Below are 6000 nucleotides of genomic sequence, written 5' to 3'. Positions count from 1 at the left end.
AGGCCGATCAGCTCGTCCAGGTCGGCGGAGATCAGCAGCACAGCCAGGCCCTCGCGGCGGGCCTCACGGATGTGGTCCCAGATCGCGGCCTGCGCACCGACGTCCACGCCACGGGTCGGGTGCGCGGCGATCAGGAAGCGCGGCTTGTGGCTCATCTCGCGGCCGACGATCAGCTTCTGCTGGTTGCCGCCGGACAGGGACGCGGCGGTGACGTCGATGCCTGGCGTGCGGACGTCGTACGCCTCGACGATGCGACGCGTGTCCTCCTGCGCGGCTTTCGGGTCCAGCCAGACGCCCTTGGCGAGGGGCTTTTCCGTGACATGGCCGAGGATGCGGTTCTCCCAGAGGGGGGCCTCCAGGAGCAGGCCGTGGCGGTGGCGGTCCTCGGGGATGTAGCCGATGCCCTGCTCGCGGCGCTTGCGGGTGGTCCAGCCGGTCATCTCCTCGTCGGCGAGGGTGATCGTGCCGGAGTCGGCGCCCCTGAGGCCGATGAGCGCGTCGACCAGCTCGGTCTGGCCGTTGCCCTCGACGCCGGCGATGCCCAGGACCTCGCCCGCGTGGATGGTGAACGTGACGTCGTCCAGCAGGGCCTTGCCGCCCACCGCCTCCAGGCGCAGCTTGTCGACGGTGATGACCGGGCGGTCGGTGACCGTGGACTCGGCGGTCTCCGGCGTAGGCAGCTCGCTGCCGACCATCATCTCGGCCAGCTGCTTCGGAGTGGTCTCGGCGGGCACGGCCGTACCGACCGTCGTGCCGCGGCGGATAACGGTGATCTCGTCGGCGACGGAGAGGACCTCGCCGAGCTTGTGGGAGATGAAGATGACCGACAGGCCCTCGGACTTCAGTTCGCGCAGGTTGCCGAAGAGCGCGTCGACCTCCTGCGGCACCAGGACGGCCGTGGGCTCGTCGAGGATGAGCGTGGTGGCGCCGCGGTAGAGGACCTTGAGGATCTCCACGCGCTGGCGGGCGGCGACACCGAGCTCCTCGACGAGGCGGTCGGGCTCCACGCCGAGGCCGTAGCGCTCGGAGATCTCCTTGATCTTGCGGCGGGCCTTGGCGCCGATGCCGTGGAGCTTCTCGCTGCCCAGCACGACGTTCTCGAGGACGGTGAGGTTGTCGGCGAGCATGAAGTGCTGGTGCACCATCCCGATGCCGCGGACGATGGCGTCGGCCGGCGACGAGAAGGTGACCTGCCGGCCGTCGATGGCGATGGTGCCCTCGTCCGGCTTCTGCATGCCGTAGAGGATCTTCATCAGCGTCGACTTGCCGGCGCCGTTCTCACCGACGAGGGCGTGGACGGTGCCCTTGCGGACGGTGAGGTGGATGTCGTGGTTGGCCACGACGCCCGGGAAACGCTTGGTGATCCCGGCGAGCTCGACGGCGGTCACCTGACCGTTGACCGCCGCTCCGGCCGGAGGGCTGCTGGACGCGTTGATGGCGCACTCTCCTGGGGACGGGGGTCGTCTACGCGCGTAGCGCCCCTATGGCCTGATAAGGGGCCGACGCACCGCGACAACGGGGTACGGGGAAGAAATCCTCCCCGCACCCCGTCGCGCGAACGTAACCCCTTGGTTACCGCTGCTCAGGGTGTTGCTGCAATCAGCTGGACTTGACCTTGATCTCGCCGCTGATGATCTTCTCCTTGGCCGTCTTGATGGCGTCCTGCAGCTCGGTGTTGTCCGCGAACTTCGGGTTGGAGTTCGACAGGCTCACCTCGCCGGTCTTCAGATCGCCACGAACGATACCGGTCTCGGGCTTGCCGTCCTCGACCGACTTCGCCAGGTTGTGCACCGCCTTGGCGACGTCCTTCATCGCCGAGGTCAGGATCGAGTCCTTGTACTTGGCGAGAGCTTCCTGCTTGTACTGGTCGGAGTCGACACCGATCGCCCACACCTTGTTGGCGGCGGCGGCCTCGATGACACCCTGGCCCGACAGACCGGCGGCCGCGTAGACGACGTCGGCCTTCTTCTCGATCTGGCCCTCGGCGGCCGACTTGCCCTTGTCCGGGCTGGAGAAGCCGCCCTCCTCCGCGGTCTGCGTGAGGTACTGGGACAGGACCTTGACCTTGGGGTCGGTGTCCTTGACGCCCTGCTCGAAGCCGGCCTGGAACTTGTGGATGAGCGGGATGTCCACACCGCCCACGAAGCCGACCGTGTTCGTCTTGGTGCTCTTGGCGGCGGCGACACCGGCCAGGTACGAGGCCTGCTCCTCGGAGAAGACCAGGTCCGCGACGTTCTTCGACTCGACCGTGGAGTCGTCCACGATGCCGAAGGTGGTGTCGGGGAACTTCTCCGCGGCGCCCTTGACGGCGGCCGCGTACGCGTAGCCGACACCGATGACCGGGTTGTAGCCCTGCCTGGCCAGCGACACCAGTCGCTGCTCCTTGTCGGCGTTCGTCTCGCCCTCGGTGGGCTCGATGTCGGCCGTGTCATAGCCGAATTCCTTCTTCGCCTGCTCCAGGCCCGCGTACGCGGCGTCGTTGAAGGACTGGTCGCCCTTGCCGCCGACGTCGTACGCGATGGCGAGGCCCTTGTCGCCGCCCTTCGACTCCGACGAGGCCTCGGTGGAGGTGCCGCCGCAGGCGGAGAGCGCGAGGGCCAGGGAGGCGGTCGCTGCGCCTGCGACCGTGATCCGGGAAATCCGGCGCATGTGTGGGTGCTCCTTAGTACAAGCGCCGGACGGTACAGCTCGGTACAGCAGTCACAGCAACGGCGCTGGCTTTCGCCGCAGATTAACGCGCGTAGACCAACCTGAAAACCCCTTCTGTCCACCTTGTTATGCGCCCGTGGCCAAGTCCACGCGCGACCTTGACCCGGGGCTTGCCGATCGCAAAGCGGGAGCGGGGGTGGAGGAGGCCGGGAACAGCGAAGCGGGCGGACATCCTCGGATGCCCGCCCGCTTCCAGCCGTACCACCTGGTGTGGCCCACCACGGCCTGGTGCGACCTCGTACGACGACGGTGACTACTCGGTCTTGACCTTGATCGAGCCGTCGATGATGCCTTCCTTGGCCTTCGCCACGGCGTCCGCGAGGCCCGGGATCTTCGCGAACTCCGGGTTGGACTCGGACAGGCCGACACCGTTGACCTTCAGGTCGAAGGTCTGGGTGCCGGTCAGCGGCTTGCCGTCCTCGACGGACTTGGCCAGCGCGTAGACCGCGCCACCGACGTCCTTGAGGGCGGAGGTCAGGATGTAGCCCTTGTACGACGACAGAGCGGCCTGCTCGTACTGGTCGGAGTCGACGCCGATCGCCCAGACCTTGGCCTTGGCGGCGGCCTCGATGACGCCCTGACCGGACAGACCCGCCGCCTGGTAAAGGACGTCGGCGTTCTTCTCGATCTGGCCCTCGGCGGCTGCCTTGCCCTTGTCGGGGCTGGAGAAGCCGCCCTCCTCCGCGGTCTGCGTCAGGTACTGCGACAGGACCTTGACCTTGCCGCCGCTGGTGTCCTGGACGCCCTGCTTGTAGCCGGCCTCGAACTTGTGGATCAGCGGGATGTCCACACCGCCGATGAAGCCGACCGTGTTGCTCTTGGTGGCCTTGGCGGCGGCGACGCCCGCCAGGTAGGAGGCCTGCTCCTCGGCGAACACGAGTGAGGCGACATTGTCGCCCTCGACCACCGAGTCGACGATGCCGAAGGTGGTGTCCGGGTACTTCTTGGCCACGGCCTCCATCGCGGGGCCGTAGGCGAAGCCGACGCCGATCACCGGGTTGTAGCCCTGCTTGGCGAGGGACGCCAGCCGCTGCTCCTTGTCGGCATTCGTCTCACCCTCGGTGGGCTCGATGTCGGCCGTCTTGTACTTGAACTCCTTCTGAGCCTTCTGCAGACCGGCGTACGCGGCGTCGTTGAAGGACTGGTCGCCCTTGCCGCCGATGTCGTACGCGATGGCGAGGCCCTTGGTGTCGCCGCCGTCGTCGCTGCCGCTGTCGCTGCTGGTACCGCCGCACGCCGTGGCAGCGAGCGCGATCGACGCGACCCCCACCGCGACACGGGTCAGTTTGGATGTCCGACGCATCGTGAAGTCCCCATTCTCCAAGCCCCGCAGTGGGTGCTGAGTTCGGCGCACATTAACGCGCGTAGACACTCCTGGGAACGGGGTTTCGCCCGGCCGTTATCCATTCGTGCCGATGGCCGGTTACGTCCTTGTGAACCACCGGATCGAAAGGCACGCATGGGGCGACTGCACCAGTGGCGCCTCCGCCGCGATGGCGCTCAGGACCGCCCGCCATGGGCCCAAGACTCCCCCCGCTCGACGCCGCCCGCAAGCGGAGCCGAGGGTCGGGTTCCACGCCCTGCGCGGCAATGCCGCAAGCGGGCGCTGCGCTGTGTCGACATGCGGCTCCGCGGGGCGGGCGTGACCAGCCACGACGGGCCCGGAGCCCTTACGGCGACTGGGCCACGCCTAACCCGCGGCGTCGAGAAGCGCTGCCGCCGTGAACAGCTCCACGCCCACCTGAATGGCGGACTCGTCCACGTCGAAGTCCCCTTGGTGCAGGTCCCGCCCGATCCGGTCACCGGGCACCCGGACCCCCAGCCGGGCCATGGCGCCGGGCACGTGCTCCAGGTACCAGGAGAAGTCCTCCCCGCCGAGGCTCTGCTCGGTGCTCTCGACGGAGTCGGCGCCACGGCGGGCGGTCATGGCGGCGCGCAGCAGTGCGGTCGAGTCCGGGTCGTTGACGACGGGCGGGACGCCGCGGACGTAGTTGATCTCCGACTTGGCGCGGTGCAGGTTGGCGACCTCGTCGATGGCGGCGACGACGAGATCGGGCGCCTGCCGCCAGGTGTCGAGATCCAGGCAGCGCACGGTCCCGGAGAGCTCCGCGTGCTGGGGGATGACGTTGGGCGCGTGGCCGGACTCGATCCGGCCCCAGGTCACGGACAGGCCGCTGCGGGCGTCGGTGCGCCGCGCGACGACCGCGGGCACGTCGGTGACGACCCGGGCGGCGGCGGTGACCAGGTCGGTCGTCAGATGAGGGCGGGCCGTGTGTCCGCCGGGTCCGTCCAGGGCGATTTCCAGCCGGTCGCAGGCGGAGGTGATGGGGCCCACCCGCAGACCCAGCTTCCCGGCGTCCACCTTGGGGTCACAGTGCAGGGCGAGGAACCGGCCGACCCCTTCGAGCACCCCGCACTCGATGGCGTCGAGGGCGCCGCCGGGGAGGACCTCCTCGGCGGGCTGGAAGAGGAGGCGGACGGGGCGGGGCAGCTGCCCGCGCCTGTGCAGCTCGGCCAGGACCAGGCCGGTGCCCAGCACCACGGTGGTGTGCACGTCGTGCCCGCAGGCGTGCGCGCGGTCCGGCACGGTCGAGCGGTACGGGCACTCACTCTTCGTGTCCGGGATGGGCAGGCCGTCGATGTCGGCGCGCAGGGCGAGCATGGGGGTCTCGCCGTCCCACTCTCCGATGTCACAGATGAGCCCGGTTCCGGAGTCGAGCACGCGGGGCCTGAGGCCGGCCTTCTCCAGGCGGCCCTTGATCGCGGCGGTCGTACGGAACTCCTGGTTGCCGAGCTCCGGGTGCATGTGCAAGTCGCGCCGGAACTCGATGAGTTCGGCACGGAGCGCCTCCGGCAAGGTGCCGGGAAGAGCGGCTTCCCCGGGATGTTCGGACTCGGACTCGGAGGACATCAGTTGGTTCACCCTCTAAAGGGTAGGACGCCGAGGTGGCCAACTGACCCTCGATCAACAAAAGTTCAACCCGTTTGGGGAAGAAAATCTGGCCGCCCGACGCGTAGGTATCGGTTTGGGTGGGTAAACTCTCCCGACTCCGTCGAGTCGATCATGAAATCGACGGAGAGTGAGGATCTCTCTCCTTCACGGATACCACGTTCAGCCCCATCCCGTCGGTTCTGTTCACCTGTCGGAGCCGGGTGTCGGCGATGCGTCGACCCCGGGGCACGGTGTCGCCGCCGACCTGGGGGAGGCGGATTACAGTCGGACATTCCGGATGTTTCAGATGTTCCGGACGTGGGTGACGCGCCCCGTCCGGGCGAGCATGCCGAACGTGG

General features: G+C 68.4%; 5 protein-coding genes. 1 reads left to right on the top strand and 4 read right to left on the bottom strand.

Annotated features, from left to right (window positions below; genetic code table 11):
* Together ACFY5C_RS39540 and ACFY5C_RS39535 are read right to left on the bottom strand one after the other, a co-directional pair.
* The coding region (locus tag ACFY5C_RS39540) for an ABC transporter ATP-binding protein (RefSeq protein WP_389454691.1) at positions 1–1388 on the bottom strand (1388 nt) is incomplete at its 3' end.
* A 211-nt stretch (positions 1389–1599) separates the two neighbouring features.
* Positions 1600–2649 (bottom strand): BMP family protein, encoded by a 1050-nt coding sequence (locus tag ACFY5C_RS39535; protein WP_389454688.1) that lies wholly within the window; start codon positions 2647–2649, stop codon positions 1600–1602.
* A 136-nt stretch (positions 2650–2785) separates the two neighbouring features.
* Here ACFY5C_RS39535 and ACFY5C_RS39530 point away from each other — a divergent pair, with 136 nt between their 5' ends.
* Positions 2786–2962 (top strand): hypothetical protein, encoded by a 177-nt coding sequence (locus ACFY5C_RS39530; protein WP_389454685.1) that lies wholly within the window; start codon positions 2786–2788, stop codon positions 2960–2962.
* Here the strand turns inward: ACFY5C_RS39530 and ACFY5C_RS39525 are convergent, their stop codons facing one another.
* Both ACFY5C_RS39525 and ACFY5C_RS39520 read right to left on the bottom strand, forming a co-directional pair.
* On the bottom strand, positions 2963–4012 hold the full coding sequence (locus ACFY5C_RS39525) for a BMP family protein (protein ID WP_389454683.1): 1050 nt from the start codon (positions 4010–4012) through the stop codon (positions 2963–2965).
* 387 nt (positions 4013–4399) lie between these two features.
* A complete protein-coding gene (locus tag ACFY5C_RS39520; protein WP_389454712.1) occupies positions 4400–5620 on the bottom strand; it encodes a M20 family metallopeptidase in 1221 nt (406 codons plus the stop codon).
* Positions 5621–6000: the final 380 nt, after the last annotated feature.

Origin of the sequence: Streptomyces sp. NPDC012935 (assembly GCF_042900345.1) — a bacterium.
GTDB lineage: Bacteria > Actinomycetota > Actinomycetes > Streptomycetales > Streptomycetaceae > Streptomyces.
This window is presented reverse-complemented; position numbering and strand designations above follow the sequence as displayed.